Raw genomic sequence first — 25,890 nt, forward strand, 5'->3', positions numbered from 1 at the left:
CTGTGCTTGGTGGATTGCGGTGAGGATGGAGCCTCGATTCCGACAGACGTCGCGGGAACATTGCTACTTATTGCACGCTCGTGGGAGACATGGATGGAAGTGACTTTAAAAGTAGTGAACAGAGACCTGTTTTCGTTTCTTTCAAACGCGGTTTGTTCCCTGCCTCGCTCATTCAAATGTGTATCGATCAAATGGAAAATCGAACTCGTTGAAAGCGAGCTCAGGCCGGCAGATTTTGTGGCGTTTTCCGATTCGCCGAGTACATTTCTAGTTTGCGCGAGCGATGCCGCAACGATCCATTCGATTCGCACGATGCAGAATGAAATTCATGCACTCAAGAGCAAAAATCTCGGTCTCCCGCTCGTGCTGGCGCCGGTTATCTGCGCAGTGCAGGAAAATGCCGGGGGCAACCGGATCGACGATTTGCCGGATTTTATGTCGGACTGGATTTATGCTCCGATCAATATTCAGGAGCTGGGGCGACGCATCATTTCTTGCCTGGTCCGGCAAAAGCTGATGACGGCGCATTTGCGTGCCGGCATGGTCACGCTGATGCCGGATACCCGTTCCATATCCTGTGGAGGCAAGACCTTGCGTTTGTCGCCGTCTGAATTCATGTTGGCCGATTTGTTTTTCAATCAATTCGGCACGATCATTTCATTTGACCAGCTCATTCAGTTTTTCAGGTCAAAAGGCAAATCGACGGAAGCGAGCAATATTCGGGTCGCGATCTATCAGTTGCGCCTGAAGCTCGACATGCTGACCAAATCTCAAATCAGTTTGACGAGCGTCTACAAAAAAGGTTACTGCCTGCGCAGCGATGGCGGCAAAGGCACTACGCATTGGGATTCGCCGTATGGGTCGCAGTATGTCATGGCGGATAGAAAGACGGAATCCTGGACAGCCAGCATGGGAGCACAGCATGATTAGTATCGGAAGCGGAGCTGGCAACGCGTTCGGGATTGTGGCGTCCCCTGATAATGCAGGTACACCGGTCAAGCAAACTTTGTCCGGGTTTGGGCAGCACAGCTATGACCTTCCTCGGGTAATTCGGGAAGCGCTAATGACTGACGCTGATCGTTCATTCGACCTGGATTCGAAGTTGTCGGAATCACTGAAGCCTCTCTCCGTTTCTCCGGGCCCGTTCGACGGTCTGCCCGCTGCTGTGCGGGCACATCTCACCAGGCATGCATCAGGCGCTTGACGGCTGCGGTGGCAGTGCAGCAAGCCGGGAGTCATGAAGCAGGGCGGGAAATTGGAAAGCGGTGCTGTGCCGATCGGCTATTCCGTTGCAATCAATGCGAGTCTATCCATGCATAATCCTCTGTTTTCGATGCTGATGCTTGGCGTATTCGAGGAGCTGGGCTTGTCCGGCTCGACGGAGCCAGGATATGAAGTGTATACACTGAACTTCGAGCACGACGAAAGCCTGCACTTTATCAATCGCCACGATGATTATCTTGATGTAATCACTGAGGCGGGCAGACTGAAGGAGCCATATTCCTCCGAAACGCTGCTGTCTCTGCTTGAACTCAATGGCTACGACGGCATGGAGTTTCCGTTGAGCGTCAGTGTCGAGCGCGAAAGCGGCGCGCTTTTAGTATGTTACATGCAGCGTCTCGCGATACTGGATGTGCCGACCGTGATCCGCCTGACAGGCAGCATGCGGGCAAAGGCGGCGATGGTATTGCGCACGCTGATGGAACCTTCCGATTGCAGGCCCACCACGGATGAGGACAGTTTGTTGTTGATGAAGGCCTGATTCCTCATCGTGGTGTGCGAACGTCTGCAGACCTGACTGAGCGAACTCAAGGCAGGCCGGGCTCGATGGCTGGCACATCGGAGGACTGTGGACTCACCTGCAAGAGCTGCTCAAGCGCTTCGCGCAATGCGGTGGCCTGAATCGGTTTGTGCAGCACGGGCAAGCCGCTCGCCAGGGTTTCCCGGATCAACTCGGGTGTGGTATCGCCGGTAATCAGCAAGGCCGGGATAGGCTCATTGAATTCCATATGCAAGTTATGCACGACATGCAGCCCGGTTTCCCCGTCGAGCAGACGGTAATCGCATATCATGCCATCGGGTATCCGCCGGATCGAGCCTAGTTGTTGCAGGGCGTCCTGACCGGAAGTGGCAGTGAGCACGATACATCCCCATTGCTGCAGCAGCACCCGCATTGCATCGAGAATCGTTTTTTCATCATCCACAACCAGGACAAATTTGCCGGCAATCTCGGCCTGTGCTCGCAGGGGCATGGCGCTTTGCACCGACGTCTTGCCCGGGGAAGTTGCCCGGGGCAAATCGATGGAAAACATCGAGCCTTGTCCCGGTTTCGATACCAGGGTCAGCGGTGTCGATAACAGCCGCGCCAGGCGTCGCACAATGGCCAGTCCCAGGCCGAGGCCGTTGGCGCGGTCGCGTCCGCGATTGCCGGCCTGGTAAAACTCGTCGAACACCGCGCGTTGCTCGTCGGGCGCAATGCCGATGCCGGTATCATAGACCGCCAGTCGCAATCGCCGGTCTTGACGGCGACAGCCGACCAGGACCGTGCCACGCTCGGTATAGCGTATTGCATTAGTGACAAAATTACGCAAGATGCGTTCGACCAGGCCGCGATCGCTATGGACGAATGCGGTGCAAGGAACCACGCGCAAACACAGCCCCTTGGCCCGTGCCTGGGGTTCAAATTCGACCCGGACGCGTGCCAGCAGTGATGCGATCGGAAAGACTTCCTGGTGCGGTTGCACGACGCGGGCATCCAGGCGGGAAATATCCAGCAGCGCCAGGAACATGTCGTTCAGGATTTGCGCGCATTGCCGTACGTCGGCCAGCAAGGGGCGCACGGATTCGGGCAAATCATAATTGACAAAGGCGCCCAGATAGAGATTCAGCGCATGCATCGGCTGCCGCAAATCGTGACTGGCCACCGCGAGAAACCGCGTCAGCTCCATCGTACGGGCGACGACCCGTTCTTCCATATACGCATACAGACGGGCATTTTCAATCGAAATCGCAGTTTGCGACGCCAGGAGCTGCAATACTTGCAGGCGATGCTCGGCAAATGCGCCGGAGACCGCATTGTTTTCCAGGTACAGCAATCCAGTCAGTTCGCGCTGATGCAGAATCGGCAGCATCAGCAATGAGCGCGGATGGCGGGTTTGCACATACGTATCCTGGGCGACCAGTTTCGCCTGGGTGGCGTCGTCGATCACCACGCTTTGCCTCGTATTGGTCACGTACCGCACCAGCGACAAGGGCAGCAGTTGTGCGGCGCGCGCCGATTCATCCACCAGCACCGATTGTAGTACTGTCGCCTGCGCCTCTTCGTTGGTCTGCGACGCTTCCAGGAACCAGCGTTCATCCTTTTTGAGCAACACCATCCCGCGCTGCGCTCCGGCGTTTTCAATGACCACCTGCATCAAGCGCTTCAACAAGTTTTCCAGCACGATTTCCTGCGACAAGGCTTGCGACGCCTTCGTGATGGCCGCAAAATCCAGCATGCCAGCGGTGCCGGCATGGCTGACGGAGGTTCCGCGGCTTGCCGGCACCATTGGCCCATCCACCGCATCCGGCATGCGCAGCCAGCGCGGATAACGTTGGGCCAGATCGTTTACCTTGGCCATGGCGCCCCAACGGAGGTAGCTCTGCTGTGCTTGCGCCAGGTAAACCCGCGCCAGCGTTTCCTGGTCGCGCTGCAGGTAAAATTCTCCCGCCAGTTCTTGCGCCAGCGCTTCTTCCTGCATAAATCCGTTGTCCGCGGCGAGCCGGATCGCCTGCTCATAACAGTCGATCGCCTTCAGTGCCTCACCGCGATGGCGTGCCAGTTCCGCTTCCACCAGCATCCACTTGTTCCGGAAATTCTCGGGCCCATGTTTGGCCCAGTGCTGCAGCTTTTTTTGATTCTTCTTCACGCGTCGCAGCACGCTGACCCGATTCATGCCTCTGGTTTTGCCCAGCAATGCCAGATGCGCCAGCGAGTCATAGAAATAAAACTGACTGCATCCAAACGAACCCAACAGGGATTTCACATACCTCGCGGCAGTGACTGCCTGCGCGTGCGCTTCGCGAAAGCGTCGGAACAGATAAAACAGGAAGAGTCGGCAGGAAGCCAACCTGAACATCAGAATCTGATCGTCGGTCATACGTTGCGCTTCCTGCAACTGATGCGCATCGTAGATCGTCCCTTGCAGAAGGGTCGGGTCAGGGTGGTCGCCCCTTAGATTCTGCACAAGCTGCCACTGGCATTTGTGCGCATTGAGGTGGGATGACCGTTGCGTCAGCGCTGCCACGTAATCGGCGAATTCCTTTTCCACGTCCTCCAGTTCATTCCCGCAATGGAAGGAGATGTAACACAACAGCGATGCTGCGTTCGCCGCGTATTCGGTGTCGCCCGAAGCGATGGCGGTAAGATAGCTTTGCCGTAAGCCGTCCACGCTCTTACGCAGTGGATATTTCCATGGCTGAATGTACCCATGGACCAGACATAGCGTGGGACTCCTTTGGATCGCCATTTCAGGCCGTTCCTGCAGTCGCAATGCCAGTTCGCCGAAGCGTATGCTCTGCTTGATGTCACCAACGATGCCACGCAGGATCATGCCACCGTAGCCGGCACAATTGGTTGCCGCTCCCGGCCCATGTCCATACTGCAGTGACAAGTCAATCGCCTTGCACAAAAGGAGCGGAAAATACATTGGCATTGTGAAGTATGCCGCGACCCCGATCTTGTGCAGGAGATTGCTGACGGCCAGCATATGCGGATTGGTCATGGTCGGCAAACTTGCCAGCTGCTCCATGCTCTTGCCGCGCAGCGCCCATTGGGTCCTGATCACGGAGGCGATAACATGCCATCGTGCAGGACGACCGGGAAAGGACACTCCCAGCAAATCGAGTGCTTGCAGCCCCTGAGCCACGGCTTCCTGTGGCCGGCCTTCCGAGAGGTGGGCCTGAATCCGGATTTCATAGGCTTTGGCCTGATCCAGCACATCGCGAGCATGCTGGAGGGCGCGGGCGAGATAGCCCTCCATTTGTTCAACTCCGGCGCAAAGATACGCTACTTCCGCTGCTTCCAGGTGCAGCGCCAGCATCAGGTCGTAGTGCGTTTCCCAGTCTTCGGAGGACACCAGTTCGAGCGCAACTTGCGCATATCCCAGCGCCGGCTTGTATGCCGCCGATGCCTTCGCGCGGCGCGCTGCGTCGAGGTTCAGGCGGGCCAGGTGCTGGCGCTGCAGCGCGTCGGTGATCAGGTGGCGTCCCAGGTTGAAATGATTGACCCACTCGAACAGGCGCGCTTGCTGTTCTGCCGGCGGCAATGACTGCAGCCAGAGCCGGCCGATGGCCAGGTGCATTGCAGGCTTGTCGGCTGCGCTGCCCAGCAGATACGCCGCTTGCTGTATTCGGTCGTGCCGAAATCGGTAGGTGGCCACCAGGTCGGGCGAGCTTCCCTGGCCGGACTGGCTCACATACTGGTAGCTATCCTCCAACGGCACTACCAGCTCTTCGTGCAATGCGTCCCACAGCAATTCGCCGGTGTCGGCTTCGGAACGTTCGCAGATCAGGGCCAGCATGCGCAGATCGAACGCGCCGCCCAGGCAAGCCGCCGCTTGCAGCACCTGCTGCGTGGGCAGCGGCAGCTTGTGCAGCTTGGCCACCATCAATTCCACAATGTTGTCGGTGATGCCGGCTTGCTCGATGCGGTTGATCTCCCATTGCCAGTGCCCTTGGGTGGCGTCAAAGCGCACCATGCCGTCCTCGGCCAGGATCCGCAGGAACTGCTTGAGAAAAAAGGGATTGCCCTGCGTCTTGTCAACGCACAGGCGTGCCAACCTGTCGACCGTTTCCGTGTCGGCGCGCAGCGTATCGCACAGCAACTGGTGCACATCGTCCTGGGCCAGCGGCGCCAGCGTGACGCTACTCAGCGAGGCGCCTTGTTGCGCTATCTCTTTCAAGATTGCCGATAGCGGATGGTCGGGCGTGACCTCATTGTCGCGATAGGCGCCAATCAGCAGGACATGCGGCAGCGCCGGTGCACGCAGCAGCAAGGACATCAACTGTAACGATGGCAGGTCGGCCCACTGCAAATCATCCAGAAACAGGACGAGCGGATGTCCGAGCGCGGCAAATACCCCGACGAACTTCCGGAATTCATGGTTGAACCGGTTCTGCGCCTGGTCCGGCGGTAATTTCGCTACCGCCGGTTGCGGCCCGATCAGCAAGGCCACATCCGGAATGACATCGATGATCACCTGGCCATTCTTGCCTAAAGCCTGCAGTAACTCGGCGCGCCATTGCATGACCGCGTTCTCGTCTTCGGTCAGCAACTGGCGCACCAGTTCCGTCAGCGCCTGCACCAGCGCGACATACGGAATAGCACGTTTGAGCTGGTCGAATTTGCCTTCGATGAAATAGCCGCGGCGCTCGGTGATCGGCTTTTGGATTTCATGCACCAGGGCCGATTTTCCGATCCCCGAATAACCGGTCACGAGCAGTAGTTCCGATGGCCCGTGACGAGCCCGTTCAAAGGCCGCCAGCAGCGTCGCGACTTGATTTTCGCGGCCATACAGTTTTTGCGAAATCTGCAAACGCTCGGAGACATCGCTGCTGCCGAGCGCAAAAACAGGAATATCGTCTGCGTCGTCCAGTGTGCGCAGGCAGGTCTGCAAATCCGCCATCAGGCCCGCCACACTCTGATATCGCTCTTCCGCCGTCTTGCCCATCAATTTGCCGATAATGGCAGACAGCATGGCGGGAATGCCGGGCCGGACGCGCTCGACCGGCAGCGGCTGGCGCGCGATGTGCGCATGCACCAGTTCGAGCGCGTCGTCGCCGGAAAATGGCAATTGGCCCGTCAATAATTCATAGAACGTGACGCCCAGGCTATAAAAATCGGTACGGTAATCAACCGCGCGGTTCATGCGGCCGGTCTGTTCGGGGGACAGGTACGGCAAGGTGCCTTCGATCCATTCCGGATGCCGGGTTTCCGGCAGCTCGCGCGACAGGGGCGTCGCCAGGCCCAGATCGATCAGCTTGACTTCACCGGTGTGGCGATTCCAGATGAAATTGGAGGGATTGATATCCTTGTGCATGACCTGCTGCTGGTGAAGTTGCCCCAGACACCGGGTCATGCGTATGGCCAGTTGCAGCCAGGCGGCGAGCGGCAAGGCGCCGGCAATCGACAGGCGATCGAGCGAAGTGCCGCCAATGTCTTGCAGGACCATCGCCTGCATGCCGCGATACGACTCGAAATGGTATGCGGTTATGATGCCTTGCAGTTGCAGCCGATGGGTAAGCGAGTATTCCTGTCGAAAGCGTGCACGCCTTTGCGCCGATGCGTCCTTGTCATTCAGGATCTTCAGGATCACCGGCAAACCGTCATGTCGGCTACCACGCCATACCTGGGAATGGCGGCCTTCATACAGCAATTCCCCAAGGTCGTACTCCGGCATCTCCATCATGGTCGCTTACGCTCCCCACTTAAATAAGGCGGCTTTGCCTGCAGATTGGTCGTCGCGGCGATTTGTCGATCGACCTGGCGCATATCTAATTCCGCTGCGATGCAGCACGCGACTTGTAAGCGGCGCGTGCCATGGCAACGATAGCAGAATTGCATCTGCATCGTAATCCAAATGCCGGCGGGTGTGGCGAATGAGGCACGAATGGGGGACGTATGGTGTGCGAGTCGGTTGATCGCCGAGTCGAGTTCTTGTACGCCGCAAGGTCGTGCGAGATGGCTACGATGTATAAATGTTTTGCTAGTGTTTGTCCGTCATTCCGGCTATGCTTTTTCTGTCTTAATTGGCAGGCAAGGAGGCGCTTCCTCCGTGCACACTCCCCATCTGACAAGGTGACCGCTCATGATTAACGTGCCTGGCTACCGCGCCGATGAACAGCTGTATGAGAGTCGGCAATCGCGCATTTATCGTGGACATCGACTGCTGGATGGCGTGCCGGTGGTGTTCAAACTCATGAATGACGAGCTGCCATCGCCTGAGAAGCGTGCCCGGTTCAGACAAGAGTTTCACCTGATGCGCAAGCTGCAATCGGATGGCATCGCGAGCGCCTACAGCCTGGAATCCCATCAAGGGATCCAGGTGATGATCGTGGAAGACTTCGGCGGCACCTCGCTCGACAAGTTGCCCATCGCTGCCGCCATGCCGCTTGGCGAATGGCTGGCCCTGGCGATCCGTATTACCGGCTGTCTGGAAAAGCTGCATCAGCAGCGGATCATGCACAAGGACATCAACCCGTCCAATATTGTGTGGAATCGCCAGACTGGCCAGGTCAAACTGATCGACCTGGGAATTTCCACGGAGCTGACGCGCGAGATCCCGGAAATCCGCAATCCAAACTACCTGGAAGGCACGTTGCCGTACCTTTCCCCCGAACAGACTGGCCGCATGAACCGCGCGCTGGATTACCGCACCGATTTTTATAGCCTGGGCGTCACGTTCTATGAACTATTGACGGGCCAATTGCCATTTGTCGGCGACGACGCGCTCGAACTGGTGCACGCGCATATCGCCAAGCAGCCTGTCCCGGCACACCAGATCGATCCCCGGATTCCGGCGGTGCTGTCGGCGATCATCGGCAAGCTGATGGAAAAGACGGCTGAAGCGCGCTACCAGAGTGCGGCTGGCTTGAAAGCCGATTTGCAATGGTGTCTGGACACGCTGGACGCGAAGAACAATATCCAGGAGTTTGCATTGGGCAGAAGCGATTTCTCCGGTCGCCTGCAGATTCCGCAAAAACTCTATGGCCGCGATACACAAACCGCCACGCTGATGCAAGCGTTCGAACGTGCGAGCAATGGGCCCGCTGAATTGCTTCTGGTGAGTGGCTACTCGGGAATCGGAAAATCCGCGTTAGTGCATGAAGTCCAAAAGCCGATTACGCAGCGCCGCGGCTATTTCATCGAAGGCAAATTCGATCAGTTCAAGAAAGATATTCCCTACGCGGCCTTGACGCAGGCGTTTGAAGAATTGATCCGGCATCTGCTGACCGAAGGCGATGCGGAGATCCGGCGCTGGAAGGAAAGGCTGTTGCAGGCCCTGGGCAGTAACGCGCAAGTGATTATTCAAGTCATTCCGAATGTGGAATTGATCGTCGGCGCACAGCCTGCGGTTGTGGAACTGCCGCCTGAACAAGCGCACAATCGTTTCAATCAGGAATTCCGGAAATTTGTCAGCGTATTTGCATCGATGGAGCATCCGCTCGTCGTCTTCCTGGACGACCTGCAATGGGCGGACTTGCCCACCTTGCAGGTGATGTCCTTGCTGCTGCGCTCGCCGGCCACTCCGCATTTGTTATTGATCGGTGCCTATCGCGATAACGAGATCACGCCAGTCCATCCGTTGCCTCTGATTTTGCAGGAAATGGAAAAGAATGGCGCGGCGATACAAACCATCACACTGCCGTCGCTCCAGCTTGAAGAAGTGAAGCGGCTGTTGAGCGACGCACTGCATGTCAATTCCGATGGCGTCGAATCGCTGGCCCAAATCTGCTTGAGCAAAACCCAGGGAAATCCATTCTTTTTGAGCCAGTTTCTGGGATTGCTGGTCGATCGGCAGATGCTGCGAGGCGACGTGCTGATGGGCTGCTGGCAATGGGATATCGCCGCGATTCAACATGCGGACATCACGGATAATATCGTCGAGCTGCTGGTGGCGAAGCTGCAAAGACTATCGGCCGCCACGCGACAGGTGCTGCAGGGCGCGGCTTGCCTGGGCAACCAGTTCGACTTAAGGACTTTGGCCATTGTTTGCGCCATGGCCGAAGCCGATGCCGCCAGTCTCTTATGGGATGCTCTGGCCGAAGAGCTGATTGTGCCTCTGGATGACTACTACAAGTATGTGCGCCAATCCGACAATGAAGTCGAACGGGACCTGGTTCCTGCGTACCGGTTTCAGCATGACCGTGTACAGCAGGCGGCTTATTCGCTCGGCAGCGCAGACGACAAAACGGCGATCCATCTGACTATCGGCAGGCTCTGGCTCAAGTCGCTTTCCGCGGCCGAACAGCAAGGCCGGTTATTCGATTTGGTCAATCATTTCAACCTCGGACGTGCGCTCATTACGGACGATACGGAGCGTGAACATGTGGCGCGTCTGAATCTGGATGCGGCGCGCCGGGCCAAGACATCCGCCGCGTATAAACCGGCGCTGGCATATTTGCAAACGGCCATGGAACTCATGTCCGATCCGGCCTGGCAGCGAAACTATGAGCTGCAGCTTCCGCTTCACCTGGACGCCGCGGAAGCTGCCTATTTCTCTGCCGATTTTGCACTGATGGAGCGCTACCTCGCTGTCGTCCTGCAGCGGGCGCGCGATGTGCTGGATCTCGCCAAGGCCTATGAAATCCGGATTCAGGCGTACATCTCTGAAGACAGATTCCACGATGCCGTGATGCAGGGGCTGGAGATACTCCATCAGTTGGGTATGCCGTTTCCCAAACAGGCGACGCGGCTTCACATCGTGACCAATCTGATCAAAACCAGAATGGCGCTGAGCAGGCGGGAGATCGAATCTCTGGCGCAGTTACCGGACATGACCGATCCGCACATTCTCGCCGCCAGCAATATCCTGCTCAAGGTCATCATGGCCGCTTATTATGGAATGCCGACGCACTTTTTCCTCTTTCTGTGCAAGACGATTCGCCTGACGTTGAGATTTGGTCATAGCCCGGTATCGTCGATGAATTTTGCCGGCTATGGCATGGTGCTCAGCGGTGCGCTGGGCGATGTGGAACAGGGAGCAAAGTTCAGCGACCTGGCCTTGCAATTGCGGAAGCGCTCGACGGCAGTGGTAAGCAAAATCCGTACGATGCTGATGGTGTATAGCAGCCTCGAAGCATGGACAAAGCCGCTGCATACTACCCTGGATCCATTGCGGCAGATCCACCTCGACAGCATGGCAGCGGGCGACCTGGAAACGGCCGCGAACGCAGCCACCTTATACTGCATTTACGCGCTCTTTTGCGGCCATGAATTGACGCAACTCGAAAAAGAAACCGCGGCATATTGTGGCGCCATCGAGTTATTGCAGCGGCCGTCGATTTTCAAGAATCAGAAAATTCTATGGCAGTTTCAGCAGAATCTGATAGGGAAATCTCAGGATCCGGCCATCCTGCAAGGCGAAATTTGCGATGAACGGCAGCTACAAGAAATAGAACTGATGGCCGATGACCATTTTCTGACGAGTACGCTGTTTTTCTTTCGCTGTTTGTCGCTGTATTTCTTTCGCCGTTATCGTGAAGCCCTTGCGGCCATTGAGGTCAATGGCAAGTACGTGGATCGGCTCGTCGGCAATTATGGGGCCAGCCAACACTATTTCTACGATTCCCTGGTCCGCCTGGAGGTGCTGGGCGATGCGTCCTTCGCCGAGCGTGTCGGCCATCTGCGCAAGATCAGGAAAAATCAGAAAAAGATGCAGCACTGGGCCAAACATAATCCGCAAAATTTTCTGAATAAATGGATTCTGGTTAAAGCCAGGCTAGCGCAGCACGCGGGCAAGCCATTGAAAGCGATGCGGCACTATGAACAAGCAATCCGGCTTGCGAAGGATAACGGGTTCTTGCAGGAAGAGGCGCTTGCAAAAGAACTGGCCGGAGAATTTCACCTGCATCTAGGACAGGACGCGCTGGCTCAGTTTTATTTGCGGGAAGCGCAGCAGAGCTATCACCGCTGGGGGGCGCTTGCCAAAGTGGCCGACCTTGTCAAGCGTTACCCGCAATGGTTGCACGAGCCGAGCGCCGCTCAGGCAATCGCAACGCTCGCCAATCCGACAATGTCTACCACCAACAGCGAAATCAGTTCATCGGGTATTCTGGATTTTGCGACCGCAATGAAAGCATCGCAGGCATTGTCGCAAGAAATTGTTCTGGAGCGTCTGCTGAAGCGTTTGCTGCAAGTCGTGATTGAAAGTGCCGGCGCCCAACGAGGCATGTTATTGCTGAAGAAGGACGATCGCTGGTTCCTGGAAGCCGAGCAGGGAGACGGCGACACCGCTGCCACTGTGCTGCAATCGATATGCCTGGATGAATCGAGCCGGGACGAGATTCCGCTGCCCTTGTCACTCGTGCATTACGTGGAGCGCACCAGGGAAAGTATCGTGGTTCATGAGGCGACGCAAGAGAAACTGTTGGCCAATGATCCCTATGTTCAACGACATGCGCTGCGTTCTTTGTTGTGCCTCCCGATTTTGAATCATCGGGAAATGACCGGCATGTTGTACCTGGAAAATAATGCGGTGTCCGGCGCCTTCACTGTAAACCGTCTGGAAGTGCTGCAGTTGCTCGCATCGCAGGCCGCAATCTCGATTGAAAATGCACGGCTGTATGCTGATATGGAGGGTCGTGTAACCGCGCGCACCGCCGAATTGAAAGTCATGTCGCAGCGCGACGGATTGACTGGCGTGGCGAATCGCAAAGCCTTCGATGAGCGGATGCAGGAAGAATTCAGTCGCGTGCAACGCAGCGGCCAATCCTTGTCGCTGCTGATCATCGATATCGATCATTTCAAGCAGGTCAATGATTCGTATGGTCACCTGGTTGGCGATGAATGCTTGAGGCGGATGGGAAAAGTCCTGGCGGGCGTTAGTCGGCGCGCCAGCGACTTCGTCGCGCGCTATGGCGGGGAAGAGTTTGTCTTTATCCTGCCCGATACGGATTTATCCGGCGCGGTTTTATTCGCAGAGCGCGCGCTGTGCGCAGTGAGAAGCATAGATCTTGAAGTGGACAGGATTCACCATCCCATTACGGCCAGCATTGGCGTAGCGACCGCAAGTGGAAATTCGAACACGGATATCGCCGGGTTGGTCGCCAAGGCGGATCGTTGCCTGTATGCGGCCAAACGAGCGGGCAGAAATTGTATCGTTCACGTTGATCCTATGAGTCATCCGTCTGCAGAAATGTTCAGTACCGGATGATTAAGCGTGATGCTTCCTCGCTCCCGCAAAGGCGATGAAGCTGTCGCAGCCTCTTCCATGTGACGAAGCAAAGCCATGCACAGCAAGTCGTCGAATTCATGGTTTGCATGGAATGCCCTTCGTTTCACTCCTTCAAGGACGAATCCCAGCCGCTTATATAGTCGAACCGCGTTCGTATTACTGCGGCAGACCTCCAGTTCGACGCGACAGAGTCCATTTTCCCAAGCATTGCCCAAGGCCGTATTCAGCAGCGACTCGCCGATGCCATGGCCGCGCCAGCCACGCAGAACACCCATGTATAACTGGCCGGTGTATCGCATGCGAACGATCTGGATCGGGATGACGGAGCACCAGCCAACAAGCTTTTGTTCGACAAGAGCGACAAAGAACGGATGTCCGGAATTGCTATGGTAGTGAAGTTGATCGACGAACCAATTGATGGGCGGCGCGGCGGCAATACCCAGATAGGGGACTTCCTTCGCAACGCTGTCTATTGCAGCATGAAGGCTTTCTGCATGTTCAGGTTTGACGGGTTCGATACAAAGCATGGCAAGAGCTGGTCTTCGGGCTGGGTGTGCAAATTATTTGGGGCGTTAGTAACGGGGGCGACGGCCGAACCAGTCACTTGACCGCGTTCTCAGGATGGCGAGCATCCAGAAGAGGAACCTCATTCTTGCTCAGCTGGTTTTTTCAAGCATCGCAGCTCCGAGATGGGATCATGCAGGGACATTTTGAATGGCCTTCCAAAAAAAGCCGCTGGCCTTTTCGCCAGCGGAGAATCGTTCCAGGAGGCGAAACGAAATTGAACCTACAGAGGCAGCTTAAGCTCGACTCCGCCGCAAGGGAATAAATATTAGCGCTTGCTAACAAGCTCTTCCGCGGTACGGCCAGCGCGTCGTCAAGGCCGTCTTGCCGCATGCACCGCCATGTTGAATGAGGGCAGAACAGGTGAATTCAGGTCGCCGTCCGGCAAACTCGTCGTGAGAGATAACGGCAATTCTTTCTGCCTGAAGCAATACCTGCTTCCTTAATCGTCAGCGTTCACGGCTCGCACAGTCGCGCCGAGGAGCTCGGCGCGTATTCCCGTCACCGTTGCATTTTGCTGTTTTTCGTCCAGCTCGTTCCACGCGTTGATACTTGTCTCGATGGCGGCCGGCATATCAAAATCGGGAGAATCGATGCCAGACATGCTATCGAGAACGAACAGCAGGCGCATTGCCAACGGGCCGCATGCGTTGGGGGTACAGGTCTGCATCGATGCGTCTTTGAAATAAAACTTTCCCATCTGATCGTCAAGAGCCTCTTTTAATCCACTTTCGATTTGCTCGGACAGTTTGCTTCCGTCCTGATGATTGCTATCGACAACGTGACAATTGATCTTGTCGCCCCGATTTCGTTGCAAAATCAAAGGCACCCAGTGCCCGCCCGTGTTGACAAAGATCGTGGCGGGAGCGCCCTGTTTCAGATGAGATTTGATTTCTCCGATCGCTTTTTTGAATCCGGCCTGATTGGCGAGATCGAGACAGGTCTCATGTGGTCTGAGGTGCCGCAGCTGCTTGCTGCCGTTGATCAGTTCATGGCCGAATACCAATCTGCCGCGCGACAGCAAGTCCTTGTCCTCTTCTGGAGCATTGCCATGCCTGTACACCTGCCCGCGCAAACGCGCATTAATCATGTCTTCCGTATTCCGCTGATTCAGGCTATGTGCTCGTTGTCCTGCCAGATATAGGATTTGCGCCGATATTTCGTGCGGCACAAAGCCGCTATTCTCTTTTGGGGCAGCGTTGGCTTTTTCTGTCAACTCATGGAAGGCAAGTGCCTGTTCTTCGATCTGCGATTTCGTATGATCGCTCACCGTCGGGTCCGTATAGAGATCGATGAGTGATTGCTCTGCCAGTTGACGAATCTCCGAGTGATTCGCGCCCGCAGAAAAGTTGATCAGCATTTCAATGGCATCGTCGTTTCCTGCCTTGGCTTCTTCGGCAAGCGAGGCAATACTTGTTCTACAGGCCTTTTCGCTTTCGCTGGCGGTCGATCCTATTGGATGGGTAAATAAATGTCTGCCCTGGTCAAAGGTTCGTTCAAAATTCAGCATTGCATTCCTCTCGAGTGAACTGGTTGATCGCTTCTGAAGGAGTTGTCATGGAGTTCATGATTTCCGCACTGGTCCTGCATTGCAGGCCAGGGTAAAGCACACGGTTCAAAAGAGCCTGGCTACCAGGCAGGCCCCATATCCCTCACCGCGCGCAACACCTCCACCGTGGCATCCAACAGATGGGCTGGCACATAATCGTCGAGCCTGGCGTCGCTGATGAGTGAGCGGGTAAGATAAATATTCTGAATCACAGGAACGCCGGCGTCGCGTGCGTCCTGTGCGATGATTTTTGCGTAACTTCCTTCGCCCATGGCCACGACGACCGGCAATGGCGTGTCGCCTTCCTTGTAATACAGCGCTACGGCAAAGTGGGTCGGGTTAACCACGACGGCTGTGGAATCGCGCACCATTTGACGCCTCGACTCTTCGGCCAGTGCACGATGGTGTTGCTTGCGATGGCTCTTGATGTGCGGATCGCCTTCCATGTCCTTTCTTTCCTGCTTGACTTCATCTTTGGACATTTTGTTTCGCTTCATGTACAAGAAGCGCTGCAGCATGATGTCGGCACCGGCGACAATGCTGAACAACAGGGCGGTCGCCAGCAACATGGCCTTGAGCATCTTGCCGAAGGCGGACGCCAGCGCATCCATGCCGGCTGGAGGAACCAGGGCCAGTGTCCCGATGTTCTCCTGGATGATGGCCCAGAGAACCCAGGCAAGCACGATGACTTTCAGGATGGATTTCAACCCTTCAAGAAGATTCCGCGCCGAGAAGACTTGTTTGGCGTTGTTGATGACGTTGAATTTGTTGAGGCTGGGTTTGATTTTTTCCGGCGCGAAGATCACGCCGACGTGAAGAATATCGCCGAACACGCTGGATAGCACCACGATCACGACAAACGGGAGCATCGTGTCGATCAGGAGTTGGATGGAAACCTCCAGGATTTCCTTCAATGCGGCGGGAAATGGGCCGTACGCGCTGGTGCCGCTCCACCGTATCAGGTTCGCCGCCGACTCCGCGACACGCGGTCCGTAGAAGATCAGGTAAATGAGGCACGCGCATACCAGCAAGGATTTCGGTGCGTCCTTGCTGTGCGCGACATCACCCTTTTCGCGCGAATCGTCCAGTTTCTTGGGGGTGGGTTGTTCGGTTTTTTCACTCATCGCATGAAACCGCCAAGTGTCTTGACCAGGACCGGCATGTCTGCGAAGGTCGTGCCGAGATAGTGAAGCAAGGTCGGAAAATAAATCAGCAACACAAACAAGGCGATGCCGCTTTTGATCGGCATCGCCAGAAAGAACACCTGCATTTGCGGTGCGAACAGGCTCACGATGGCAAGCGCAAGCTCGCTCAACAGCATCGCAATCATGGCCGGCGCGGCGAATACGATCGCTGTGCGCATCAGCTTATCGAACAGTCCCAGGTAGTGCGGCGCGAACTCAGCGGAAAATTTCGGCAGCACCGCCGCCACCGGCCACACGGCGTAGCTTTCATAGATAGCTCCGAGGACAAGGGGCAAACCGCCCAGCGACAGGAACAAGACCAGATACGCCTGATTCACAAAGATGCCTAGCGGGGAGGACTCGTTTCCGCTGGTGGCATTCTGCATAGTGGAGGTGGACGCGCCGCGCTGGTTATCGATGACAAATCCGATGGCTTCGGCCGCCCAAAAAGGAATGGCAATGGCAAAGCCGAGACACAGCCCGACGGCAGCCTCCTTCACGATGCTCATGCATATCCAGCCTGCCTCGATCTCTTCCTTGCTAACCTGCCCAATCAGCAGCGGCAGCGCCGGAAGGACAAAGGTGGCCGTAACGCAGGTGCGGATGAAGGGTGTACTGTTGCTCCCCGAGAAGAACGACAGCATCATCAACGTCACCAGAATGCGCGGCAGCCCTATGCCAAAGCTGACCAGTGCAAGTTCAATGGCGCGCACGTCGAGCATCAGCTGGCGCCCACGCCGGGAATCAGGCCGAACAGGATTGTGGCGTACTGATAGATTTCAATAGACATCCAGCGCAGAGTGAGGAGCAGGGTGGCAAATGTGGCAACCAGCTTGGCAACGTAGGAAAGCGTTTGCTCCTGTATTTGCGTCAGCGCCTGGACGATGGCAAACAGTGTCCCGACCGCTGCCGCGACCAGGATCGACGGCAGTGACAGCATCAGGCTGAGGTAAAGGGCTTGCGTTGCGTAGTGTGCGAGGTTGTTGGGCATGCAGTGATCCTCAGGCGTACGACAGGATGAGGCCCTGCAACAGGCGCGTCCATCCGTCCACCATGACAAATAAAAACAGCTTGAGGGGCAGGGCGATGGTGGATGGCGACACCATCATCATGCCCAGGGCCAGCAGAATGTTCGAGACGATCAGATCGATGATCATGAAGGGCAGGTAGAGCAGGAAGCCGACTTCGAATGCCGCTGTCAGCTCGCCGATCACGAACGAGGGCATCAGCACCAGGAAATCCGTCTCCTTGACCTGTTTTGCTTGTTCTTCCGGCCACATGCGCTTGCCGGTATTGATGAAGAATGCGCGTTGCTCCGGCTTGCTGTGCTTGAAGAGAAAATTGCGTATGGGTTCGGCGCCGATGCTGCTGACATGAATGATGGACGCAACACTGGTAACGCCGCCGGGCTCGTCGCGCAGCGCATCGCTGACCTGATTCACCACCGGTGTCATGACGTACAGGCTGAGTATGATGGACAGCCCATAAAGCGCAATGTTCGGCGGCACTTGTTGTACGCCAAGAGCGTTCCGCACCAGGATGATGACCGTCGAGATTTTCAGGAACGAGGTGGTCACGACCAGGAACAGCGGTAACAGGCCAAGCAACGCCAGCAAAAGCGTCAGTGAGATGGGATCGACGGCTTTCATCAGTGCGGGGCGGCGATACGCATGACCGCGACGCCAATGCGGCCACCGATTTCCACCAATTCGCCTTCGCCCACGCGAACGCCATTGATGCGCAAATTCACTGCGCTGTCCGGCGCAAGGCCGAGATCGAACAAGTGGCCGGGCGCAATCGACGCCAGTTCACGCAAGGGAATATGGCGTTCACCCAGATCGAAAGTAATACGTAACGGGATGTCGGCCAGTTCGGCCACGCCCGATTCAACGGCAGGCAAAGCACTATTGGTTGGCAGCTGTGCATTGCCCGGATGCTGTACGAGGGAGTCGTCTTGTTCCATTCTCTTTACCTTTGTCGTTGCACGTAGATGTTCGTCGATGGTGAACTGCGCCCCGATCCCAAGCTTCGGGCTGATGCGAATGCACAAATCTTTCCTGCCTTTGCCGCTCCACCATCCATCTGGCAGCAGCACGTCTTGCGGCCGGATAGTGGCAATTTCGTCGAGTGTCATATCGACCCAGCCGAGCTCCAGGGTCAGCAAGATCGGCAGACCGGCCCACGGCTCTGCCTTGGGCGGCTCGCTTTCGGCGCGCGCGGCAAGCCGGGCAAGCTTGGTTAAGCCCTGCAGATCGGTCAGCAAGCGGGCGGAGGCCGGATCGCCGCCATCGTGCCTTGTCATCCTCAGGTCCATGGCAAATGGCACTGCGCAAGCCTGCTCGGCAGTGGCCCAACCGTCGATGCGGATCGGACCCAGTTCTTCGCCTGCGAGGTCGCGGCTCAATTCGTCGACAGCATCTTGCAGCAGCGCCAGCGCCAAATCGGGCGGCACCTCATTCAATGCCATGTCTCCCCACTTGACCTCAAGCAAAGTCTCCGCCGATGCGTAGGAAAGGGCGAGAACGCAGTGGACGCCTTCCCAGCTCGCGGCCAGCAGGATATCGGCCGGTCTTTGCGGCGAGCTGACCGGCCCGGTCAGCGCCAGGTTCCATATTGGATCGCGCCCTAGGCCCGACCAGCGACGCCCGACGGCCAACTGGTTGATTGCCGCCACTGCGTCCTTATCGACGCTGCGCAGGCGCGGTCGCATGCTGCACATTTCATTTCCGATCTGTTCCCTGATCTCATGCCTGGGCGGCGGAAGAGAAACGACGCCGCCAGACCGGGCGCGCTTGTCTGTCGCGCTTTCGGCATTTGCGGCAACCAGTTCATCTTCCCAGGCCAGCAATATATTTTTCATGATCGTCGTGTTTGGCAGAACAGGCTCTTACATTGCGCGCTGATCGGCCTCCGGCCGAATCGTGACGCGCCGCTGCAGGCTTGCGCTCAGTCGCTGTACCAGTGCATCGGCATTGGATCCGAACCAATCCGTTTCTTCTGCGCTGCCACATTCGTAGCCCACTTCTATCGAATCCTTGTCTCCGCGAATTTTCAGGCGTGTACTGGAAAACATGGCATGGCTTAACGATACGGCGACCTCCGAACGGCGGTTGTCGATCGCCACTTGCGCGCCCATCTGGCATATCAGGTGATGAAACTCCTGCATTTTCAGCTCGGTCCTGGCCGGGTCGGAATAGGCCGATTGAGCCGCGCTCGGGTCGACGGCAGCTGGCAAGTGCTGTGTGAAATGGAAAATGGCCGGCGGCGCATCCGGCACCCGATCGACATCGATTGCGTTGCTCTTTCTGCTGATTTTTCGCTCCATGGGGAACGTGAGCTCGGTTTGGGGGACGGTGTCTGGCGAACCGTCTTGTACTGGCACGTGCCGGCCGCGCGTGGTCGTCGCAAGGGACGGCTCGGCATTGGCCGGCAATGGCGGCGCGGCGGCATAGATCATCTCACCGCCGGTGACTGACGCGGGTTGGAGCGCCGCATCGTTCGGCGATTGTCCTTGCCCCTGCGTGCTGTCCGGCCAAGGCAGTTGGGCCAGCAAATCAAAAAGAGGACCGTCGCGCACATCTGCGTCGGCAGGAAGGGGGGCGCGCCGATTCAACGCATTGGAAAAATTCTCAGCCGCGAATGCGTCTGGCGGCGACAGTCGCCTGGCCGGATCGGTGCCGGCGACGGTGAGTGCCGGGCTGTCGACTGCGTCGCTGTTCTGATTGCCACGGGTTTCAATTGCGCTCATCGCTTTGCTCCGATTATTTCCTCAAGCTCCAATTCTTCTTTCCTTAGCAAGCCGAGGGCCGCCGCCTTGTCCAGCCTTTTTTCGAAATCGACATATTTCTCGGTTCGTGCCGCTTGCCGGTTGTAGGCGTTACGAGCGTCGGCGACTTGTTGTGTTGCCGCATCGACGGCCTTGCCGGCTTGTGCAAGTGCGGCTTCCAGTTCGACGCGTCTGCGTGAGATGGCGACCAACTGCGCATTGCATAGATCCACTTGCTGCTTGTTCACCACGCATCCAAAGAGACGGGCATTGATGGCGCGGACCATCTCAACGGCTTCCGTGCAGTACTTCTCGAGCGCCGCGCGGCATTGCTCCCGCTCCTCCTTGCACGCTGCAAGTTCTTGTTGTTTCTTCAGCAGAAAGGATTCCGCCTCCTGCTGGCGGCGCTTGTGCAGCTGAACGATGCGACGGATGGGATTCATGTCGCCAATGCCTTCAACTGATTGAGCGTGTCGTCAAAGGAAAACGCCTGCTCGGGTTGTTGGCACAGGAAGGCATTGATGGCATCGTTGCGGTCAATGGCGATATCGGCCACGGCATCCGATCCGCGCTTGTACTCGCCTATGCGCAGCAGTAATTCGACTTCCTCGAATTTGGCCATCAGCTTGCGCAGGTTCTGTGACCAGGCCCGATGCTCGGGGCTCACGATCGCTGGCATCACGCGGCTCACGCTATGCAGGATGCTGATCGCCGGATAATGATTGGCCGCACCCAGTTTGTGGGAAAGGATGATGTGGCCGTCGAGAATGGAACGTGTTTCGTCGGCGACCGGTTCGTTCATGTCGTCGCCTTCCACCAATACCGTATAGAAGGCGGTGATAGAACCCTTGTCGTTAAAACCGGCACGTTCCATCAGTCGCGGCAAAAACGCAAACACCGACGGCGGGAAGCCGCGCCGGGTGGGCGGCTCGCCGGCCGCCAGGCCAATTTCGCGTTGTGCCCGGGCCAGGCGGGTTACCGAGTCCATCAGCAGTAGCACCCGCTTGCCCTGGTCGCGGAAATATTCTGCAATCGAGGTCGCGACAAATCCGGCTTTGACACGCTCCAGCGGAGCGCGATCGGAGGTGGCGCACACGATTACGGCACGCTCACGCCAATTTGGGCCCAGCTCGCGCTCAATAAATTCGCGGACTTCACGCCCGCGTTCGCCGACCAGCGCGATCACGACGATATCGGCGTCGGCATTCTTGGCAAGCATGCCGAGCAGCGTACTCTTGCCGCCGCCGGCCGCGGCGAAGATACCGATGCGTTGGCCCTCGCCGCAAGTCAGGAGAGAGTCGATCGCACGCACACCCATGCACAGCGGCCGGGAAATCATCTGCCGAGTCAGCGCATTCGGCGCCTCGGCATAGACCGGATAGTAGGCTTCCGGTTCGGCCTCATTCTGCTGTCCGTCAATCGGGCGCCCGAAGCCGTCCAGGATGCGGCCCAGCAGATGCGGGCCGACGCCGATGCGATGAATATCTCCGGTGGACGTGACAAAGGTTGTCGAGCAGATGCCCTGCAAGTCACCGATAGGGGACAGCAGCACATCGCCTTCTGTAAAGCCGATGACCTCGGCCTCCAGCGAAAAATCCTCTCCCGGCGTGCCAAGTGTGCATAACTCGCCGATGCGCGCCGACGGCACGGCAGCGCGAATGATGGTACCGATCACTTCCCGCACCCGGCCCCGGACCTTTACCACCGCGGCAGTGTCGATGGCATCGTTCAAGGCCCATGCCAGGCTGGTCGGCCCCGGTGATGGCATGCCCGCGTGCTGATCCATGTCCATGTTCACCAGTCGATCTCCACAGGGCGCTCGCCGGAAAACATGAGCTTGTGATCCCTGACCGCCGCCAGCCTGAAGCCTTTGTAACTAGCCCCGATGAACATCCGCACACCATCGTCGGTGACAATGTGAGGCAGCGGGCCCGAGGCTATTTGCGTTATCCCGAACGGGAGATTCCTGGCCGGAGGAATAATGCTCGCGTTGATCGCCAGCATGTCTCCATACTTTTTGACAAAGGGGACCAGGATTGCTTCAAGCACCTGCTGTTGCTCACTGTCCAGCTCGCCGCTAATCCGGATGCCGTTACCTTCATCGATAACCTGAAGCTGCTTGCTCAACTTGTGATTCACCAGGCTCTGCTCGAGTTCGGGTAATGCGTTGCTTGCCGATCTCGATTCATGGGGTGTGGCAGGCACCGCCGGTTTGGGTTCGATCACCATCGGTTCCGAAGCGCGGACAGCATCCTGGGTTCTTGCTGCTGTCTTGCTGATCTCCGGCTTTAGTTTCGGATCGAGTTCCGATGTCGGCTTCATGACGTAAGCCAATGCACTTCCGCAGGCAATTGTCGCAACACATCCGACAAGAAGCCAGCGGCCGACCCGCGGAGGCGCAGCATCCGGGGTGGCGGACATCACGGAGGCCGCACCCGCATTCTCTGCGGCGAGGTGCAGCGCTTCACCAGCAGGCAATTGCTGCGGCGCGTCTGCGTCTGCATCGGCGATCATCGCCTCGGGCTGCTCCAGCCATGAGCGCTTGGACGGCCACGGCTTGTCTTCCATGTCGACCGCAAGCCAGATATCCGCGACATGAAACGCTTGCCCCGGTGCCAGTCGGAATTCTTCGGCAGCGCTTTCATTGGAGCGCACGCCGCAGCCGGTCTGGCGCGGCGTTGCGAGGACGGTCTCGCCGTCGACGGAGAGCTGCAGGGCGGCAGCTTCGATGCCATGACCAACGAGGACGATGTCGCAGTCATCGCTATCGCCAATCAGGTATTGGCCATCCGGCAGCTTCAGTCGAGCGCCGGCTTGCAAACCGTCTAAGATGCGTAGTTCAAGCATGATGTGTGTTCTTCAAAATAATGCTCGGTTTACGGGCAAATGTCGGACAAGTGCCGGGCGATACAATTGGTCACGGTACAGGCTCGGGCGTGCTATGCAAGTCGATCCGCGCCAGAGGTTGAATATTCACTTCCTGGGACAGTTCCTGGTACGAGACGACGTTCAGCTCGAACAAATCCTGTTCTATGATTTTGCGAACATAACGCCGTATATCCATGCTGGTGAGAAGTACCGGCAACTGACTGACCACCGACAAATCGCCAACCGCGCGCTTGATGTTGTGGACAATGGCGCGCGACAGAGCCGGGTCGAGGGCAAGGTAGCTGCCGGCCGATGTCTGTCGGACCGCATTGCGCACGGCATCTTCGACGCCGGGCGACAGCATGTAAGCGGGAAGCAAGGACTGCTTGGATGCGCATTTATAGGAAATCTGGCGCTTGAGGGCTGTACGCACATGCTCGGTCAGCAAGACCGAATCCTTTTCTTTTTGTCCCCATTCGATCATCGCCTCGGCAATGCCGCGAAGGTTTCGAATCGAAACGCCTTCCGATACCAGCCGTTGCAGGATCTCGCCGATTTTTTGCGGTGACATCAGTCTTTGCAATTCCTTCACGAGGTCGGGGAATTTCTCTTCCATCTTCGAAATCAGGAAGCGTGTCTCTTGTACCCCGATAAACTCGCCGGCATAGCGCTTCAGCACGACCGCCATGTGATGAATGGGGATTTGCAGCGGCTCCATGAATTGCGCGCTATAGGTGCGCAGCTGATCGCCGTACTCCGCCGCCACCCAGCGTGTCGGAATATTGGGCAGGAATAACTTGTCTTCTTCAAAAGGGATGCCCAGGTCGGTCAGTGTTTTGTCGGCTTCGCGCGCCAGCACATAGCCCGGCCGTATGCGGCCCTGCGTGACCGGAATTTCATGTACCAGAAGCGCATAGGTTTCCGGCGGCAGATTCTTGTTGTAGCGCAGATGAATTCCGGGAAACGGCACGCCAAGATCAAAGTAAAGCGCCTTGCGCACGCTCAGCAATTCGGTATTGAGCAAATCGGCCTCGAATAGCGCTTCCAGTTCTTGCGACACGTCCATCATCAACGGCACCGTCAAGGAAAAATTTTCCTCCGCATTTTCCGGCCGGGTCGGCGCCAGGTCGCCGGAGCGCGCCATCGCCGGCACGGGTTTTCCCTTGTCATCCGTCATGACGAGCTTCGAGGTCCTGAACAATACAAAACCGACCCCACCGGCCGCGACCGCCAGCGCGGCAAACACCGCGGACGGCATGCCGGGAACGAATGCGAATCCGAAGAGAATTGTCGCAACCAGCAATAGCGCGCGCGGCTGCGCCAGAATCTGATTCGAGATGTCGCGGCCGATATTGCTCTTGGTATTGTCGCTGTTGGTGACGCGCGTGACGATGATGCCGGCGGTAATCGCGATAAACAGTGCCGGTATCTGCGCAATCAGGCCGTCGCCGACAGTCAGCACCGAATAGACGCGCATCGCGGCGCCGGCGCTGAGATCGTGTTGCGCGGTGCCGATGAGCAGGCCGCCGATCAGGTTGACCGCAACGATGATGATGGACGCGATCGCATCGCCTTTGACGAATTTCATCGCCCCGTCCATGGCCCCGTAGAGCTGGCTTTCCTTTTCCACCTTCGCACGTCTGTCGCGCGCCTCGTTCTTGTCGATCATGCCGGCGCGCATGTCGCCGTCGATCGACATTTGCTTGCCCGGCATGGCATCGAGCGAGAAGCGGGCAGCCACTTCCGCAACGCGTTCCGCGCCTTTGGTGATGACGATAAATTGAACGATGGTCAGGATCAGGAATACCACCAGACCTACTACCAGATTGCCGCCGACCACGAAATCGCCGAAGGCCTGGATGATATGTCCCGCGTCCGCCTGCAGCAGAATGAGGCGGGTGGTCGCAATCGAGAGTGCCAGGCGAAACAGGGTGGTAATCAGCAGAACCGAGGGAAACGAGCTGAATTCGAGCGGATTGGGAAGATACATGGCCACCATCAGCAACAACGCGGATGCCGCAATGTTCAGTGCGATCAAGACATCGACCACGCCAGTCGGCAGTGGCAGAATCAGCATGAACACGACAGCAATCAGGATGACGGCAAACACGATGTCGGCTCGCTGGGACGCGGCCAGGACCAGGCGCTGCGATGTTTGAAGTAGTCGTTCCATCGCTATTGCCTTCGCGTGGTGCTTGGGACGTTAACCGGGCCGACCGGCATTGTGCGGCTTGCTGCCTGCTTGTACAGCATGCAGTAGCGCGCGAATTCCGTGCGTGCATCCTGAGGCCTGCCGGTCTGCGCCAGGGCCCGGCCGCGCAGGAAATGCGCTACCGCGTGGCGCGAAACCTGGAGAGCAGCCAGCGTCTTGAGCGCCTCGACGGGCCTGCCGTTGCACAAGAACGCATAAGCCAGGGCCAGCCGTATTTCGCTATTCACGGGTTCTACCGCTACCAGCAATTCCAGCAAGGGCTCGGCGCGATCGGCTTTGCCTTGACGCAGATACTGATGGGACAGTATCTGGAGCGCTTCGATGCAGTGTGGATCAAAAGTTTGCATGACACCCTCTAGGCTTGTAGCAAAGCGTTGCGGAACGAATCGAGTAATTTGCGCAAGCCGATTTCTTCCTGCAATACGGCATGGGCGCGGGCAGCCAACTGAGGAGCGATGCTTTCCCTGCCGTCATGCGAATGGCACAGCGCTTCCAGCGAATGCCCCAGCGCTGCCACGGCCGCATTAAAGCGTTCCGGTCGCAACAGCAGACGATTCAATACGCGCGGTTGAATGGCTGTCAGCACAATGTCCTCGATATTGGAGCGGCCAAGCATGCGGTCGATTTGCGAGGCAATGACGACTTCCGCCGGCTGCAGCAAATTGATGTCCGGTAGCCTGAAGTCATGCTCCGGGCCGGGCAGCATGCCTTCAACGCCCCGCTCTGAAAAGATGCTGTCAAGGTCCGTACCTGGGCTATTCTTGACGGGAGACAAAGCCATTCGAGTTTTCCTTGCAATGTCGGATTCAATC

General features: G+C 57.3%; 18 protein-coding genes and 1 pseudogene. 3 read left to right on the forward strand and 16 right to left on the reverse strand.

All coding sequences use genetic code 11. The features are described from left to right. Nucleotides 1-93 precede the first annotated feature (93 nt). Together VJ651_RS06975 and VJ651_RS06980 are read left to right on the forward strand one after the other, a co-directional pair. Nucleotides 94-930: a winged helix-turn-helix domain-containing protein gene (locus VJ651_RS06975; RefSeq protein ID WP_324106745.1), complete on the forward strand. Its 837-nt coding sequence runs from the start codon at nucleotides 94-96 to the stop codon at nucleotides 928-930. A 307-nt stretch (nucleotides 931-1,237) separates the two neighbouring features. Further along, nucleotides 1,238-1,762, forward strand: coding sequence for a CesT family type III secretion system chaperone (locus tag VJ651_RS06980; RefSeq protein WP_324106746.1), 525 nt, complete (start codon nucleotides 1,238-1,240; stop codon nucleotides 1,760-1,762). A 46-nt stretch (nucleotides 1,763-1,808) separates the two neighbouring features. On the opposite strand, the gene VJ651_RS06985 is transcribed toward VJ651_RS06980, so the two are convergent. Beyond that, nucleotides 1,809-7,448 carry an AAA family ATPase gene (locus VJ651_RS06985; RefSeq protein WP_324106747.1) on the reverse strand — a complete coding sequence of 1,880 codons (5,640 nt, stop codon included), beginning with the start codon at nucleotides 7,446-7,448 and terminating at the stop codon, nucleotides 1,809-1,811. 399 nt (nucleotides 7,449-7,847) lie between these two features. On the opposite strand from VJ651_RS06985, the gene VJ651_RS06990 reads away from it, so the two are divergent. Then, nucleotides 7,848-12,914, forward strand: coding sequence for a diguanylate cyclase (locus VJ651_RS06990; RefSeq protein WP_324106748.1), 5,067 nt, complete (start codon nucleotides 7,848-7,850; stop codon nucleotides 12,912-12,914). Here VJ651_RS06990 and VJ651_RS06995 read toward each other — a convergent pair. The 15 genes and pseudogenes from VJ651_RS06995 to VJ651_RS07065 form a co-directional block, all read right to left on the reverse strand. Next, nucleotides 12,881-13,462: a GNAT family N-acetyltransferase gene (locus VJ651_RS06995; RefSeq protein WP_324106749.1), complete on the reverse strand. Its 582-nt coding sequence runs from the start codon at nucleotides 13,460-13,462 to the stop codon at nucleotides 12,881-12,883. The two genes, VJ651_RS06990 and VJ651_RS06995, sit on opposite strands and share 34 nt — an antisense overlap. Before the next feature lie 479 nt (nucleotides 13,463-13,941). Further along, nucleotides 13,942-15,009 carry a hypothetical protein gene (locus VJ651_RS07000; protein WP_324106750.1) on the reverse strand — a complete coding sequence of 356 codons (1,068 nt, stop codon included), beginning with the start codon at nucleotides 15,007-15,009 and terminating at the stop codon, nucleotides 13,942-13,944. Nucleotides 15,010-15,128: 119 nt separating this feature from the next. After that, a complete protein-coding gene (gene sctU, locus VJ651_RS07005; RefSeq protein ID WP_324106751.1) occupies nucleotides 15,129-16,172 on the reverse strand; it encodes a type III secretion system export apparatus subunit SctU in 1,044 nt (347 codons plus the stop codon). Next, nucleotides 16,169-16,954 carry a type III secretion system export apparatus subunit SctT gene (sctT, locus tag VJ651_RS07010; protein WP_324106752.1) on the reverse strand — a complete coding sequence of 262 codons (786 nt, stop codon included), beginning with the start codon at nucleotides 16,952-16,954 and terminating at the stop codon, nucleotides 16,169-16,171. Before sctT ends, sctU begins: the two co-directional genes overlap by 4 nt. Further along, entirely contained in the window at nucleotides 16,954-17,223 is a 270-nt protein-coding gene (sctS, locus tag VJ651_RS07015; protein WP_324106753.1) for a type III secretion system export apparatus subunit SctS, read from the reverse strand. The genes sctT and sctS overlap by 1 nt, the downstream gene beginning before the upstream one ends. A gap of 10 nt (nucleotides 17,224-17,233) precedes the next feature. Then, entirely contained in the window at nucleotides 17,234-17,881 is a 648-nt protein-coding gene (sctR, locus tag VJ651_RS07020) for a type III secretion system export apparatus subunit SctR (protein ID WP_324106754.1), read from the reverse strand. Further along, the gene (sctQ, locus tag VJ651_RS07025) at nucleotides 17,881-19,092 is read right to left on the reverse strand and encodes a type III secretion system cytoplasmic ring protein SctQ (protein WP_324106755.1); all 1,212 of its coding nucleotides are present in this window, start codon (nucleotides 19,090-19,092) and stop codon (nucleotides 17,881-17,883) included. The genes sctR and sctQ overlap by 1 nt, the downstream gene beginning before the upstream one ends. A gap of 27 nt (nucleotides 19,093-19,119) precedes the next feature. Next, complete coding sequence (locus VJ651_RS07030) at nucleotides 19,120-19,980, reverse strand: hypothetical protein (RefSeq protein ID WP_324106756.1); 861 nt, start codon at nucleotides 19,978-19,980, stop codon at nucleotides 19,120-19,122. Further along, on the reverse strand, nucleotides 19,977-20,441 hold the full coding sequence (gene sctO, locus VJ651_RS07035) for a type III secretion system stalk subunit SctO (RefSeq protein ID WP_324106757.1): 465 nt from the start codon (nucleotides 20,439-20,441) through the stop codon (nucleotides 19,977-19,979). The genes VJ651_RS07030 and sctO overlap by 4 nt, the downstream gene beginning before the upstream one ends. Further along, entirely contained in the window at nucleotides 20,438-21,766 is a 1,329-nt protein-coding gene (gene sctN, locus VJ651_RS07040; protein ID WP_324106787.1) for a type III secretion system ATPase SctN, read from the reverse strand. The genes sctO and sctN overlap by 4 nt, the downstream gene beginning before the upstream one ends. A gap of 26 nt (nucleotides 21,767-21,792) precedes the next feature. Continuing rightward, nucleotides 21,793-22,566 carry an EscD/YscD/HrpQ family type III secretion system periplasmic domain-containing protein gene (locus VJ651_RS07045; RefSeq protein WP_324106758.1) on the reverse strand — a complete coding sequence of 258 codons (774 nt, stop codon included), beginning with the start codon at nucleotides 22,564-22,566 and terminating at the stop codon, nucleotides 21,793-21,795. 60 nt (nucleotides 22,567-22,626) lie between these two features. Beyond that, nucleotides 22,627-22,845 (reverse strand): annotated as a pseudogene (locus tag VJ651_RS23610) (FHA domain-containing protein); the annotation flags it as partial. 70 nt (nucleotides 22,846-22,915) lie between these two features. Beyond that, nucleotides 22,916-25,039, reverse strand: coding sequence for a type III secretion system export apparatus subunit SctV (gene sctV, locus VJ651_RS07055; RefSeq protein WP_324106760.1), 2,124 nt, complete (start codon nucleotides 25,037-25,039; stop codon nucleotides 22,916-22,918). Between the two features lie 2 nt (nucleotides 25,040-25,041). Continuing rightward, entirely contained in the window at nucleotides 25,042-25,425 is a 384-nt protein-coding gene (locus VJ651_RS07060) for a tetratricopeptide repeat protein (RefSeq protein WP_324106761.1), read from the reverse strand. An 8-nt stretch (nucleotides 25,426-25,433) separates the two neighbouring features. Beyond that, complete coding sequence (locus VJ651_RS07065; RefSeq protein ID WP_324106762.1) at nucleotides 25,434-25,859, reverse strand: hypothetical protein; 426 nt, start codon at nucleotides 25,857-25,859, stop codon at nucleotides 25,434-25,436. Between the last annotated feature and the right edge of the window lie 31 nt (nucleotides 25,860-25,890).

The sequence above is a fragment of the Noviherbaspirillum sp. genome (assembly GCF_035254865.1).
GTDB lineage: Bacteria > Pseudomonadota > Gammaproteobacteria > Burkholderiales > Burkholderiaceae_D > Noviherbaspirillum.